Below are 1,473 nucleotides of genomic sequence, written 5' to 3' on the forward strand. Positions count from 1 at the left end.
CAGAAAATCAGAACTCCACATCTATATATATAGGTGAAACTGCCGATATTCCTTCTTTTTCTGGAGAGTTAGATGATTTAACCGCAGAGGCCGCAGAGGACACAGAGGGAGGAGGAAGAAATAAAGTTTCTCAGGTTGGAGATAATCAGAACTCCACATCTATATATATAGGTGAAACTGCCGATACAGCTTTTCTCAATCAAGTCAGGCACTCGCCAGCCAATTCCCAATTCCCAATTCCCAATTCCCAATCCCCGATTCCCAATTCCCAATCCACACCAGACTCACTTGAAACTTACCATACATCTATATATACAGGTAAAATCTATTTGGTTGGTCACGCTCATTTAGACTTAGCTTGGCTGTGGCCTGTCCCGGAAACTTGGGAAGCGGCGGAACGAACTTTTGAGTCGGTATTGAAATTGCAATCCGAGTTTCCAGATTTGATTTTCTGTCATTCAACTCCAGCGCTTTATGCTTGGATGGAAGAGCACCGCCCTGACTTATTTGCAGCGATTCAAAAACAGGTGGCTGCGGGTTGTTGGGAAGTTGTCGGTGGGATGTGGGTTGAACCGGATTTAAACTTGATTTCGACTGAGTCAATGGTGCGGCAAGTTTTTTACGGACAGCGTTATGCGAAAGAAAAGTTTGGGGAGTTGATGCGGGTGGCTTGGCTACCGGATACTTTTGGTTTTGGGTGGCAATTACCTCAGATTTTGCGGCAAGGTGGAGTTGACTATTTTGTGACGCAGAAGTTGCGCTGGAATGATTCGACTCAATTTCCCTACGGTGCTTTTTGGTGGGAAGGGTTGGATGGTACTAAAATATTTAGCATGATGTCTGGCGCGATCGGCGAAAATATAGAATCGGTCAAAATGGCAAGTCATGCTTTTGATTGGTACACTAAAACTGGTTTGCAAGATTCTCTTTGGTTGCCTGGAGTTGGCGACCACGGCGGCGGCCCGACTCGTGATATGCTAGAGGTGGCGAAACGCTGGAAATTGTCTCCTTTTTTCCCAAGGTTGGAGTTTGCGAAGGCTGTTGATTATTTGTCTTTGATTGAGAGTCAGTTTTTGCCGGAAGTTACCGAGGTACAGTCTCAATCTGATTTTTCGCAGTCGCCAAGTCTGGAAAGTTTGCCAATTTCTGAAGTTGTCAAAAATTTGGCGGATGTCGCACATCTAAACTTGCTCGAAAATTCCGCAACTTTACCCGAAAGCCTCAACTTTAATCTCAAAACTTCCGCAAGTTTGCCAATTTCTGAAGTTGTCGAAACTAAGACGGATGTCGCATCGGGAAACTTGCTCGAAAATTCGACAAATTCATCCGAAAGTCGAATTTCAACTCAGGAAACTTCCGCAAGTTTGCCAATTCCTGAAGTTGTCGAAACTTTGACGGATGTCGCAGCGGGAAATTTGCTCGAAAATTCGACAACTTTACCCGAAAGTCAAACACAGCAGTCTGAAAAATCCG

Annotated in this window: 1 pseudogene; it reads left to right on the forward strand. The window is 44.7% G+C overall.

Annotation, left to right across the window (positions count from 1 at the left end):
• Positions 1–167: 167 nt before the first annotated feature.
• Positions 168–1,473: pseudogene (locus tag JGK39_RS27745) on the forward strand (hypothetical protein); the annotation flags it as partial.

Source organism: Microcoleus sp. PH2017_12_PCY_D_A (assembly GCF_020738565.1).
Classification (GTDB): domain Bacteria; phylum Cyanobacteriota; class Cyanobacteriia; order Cyanobacteriales; family Microcoleaceae; genus Microcoleus.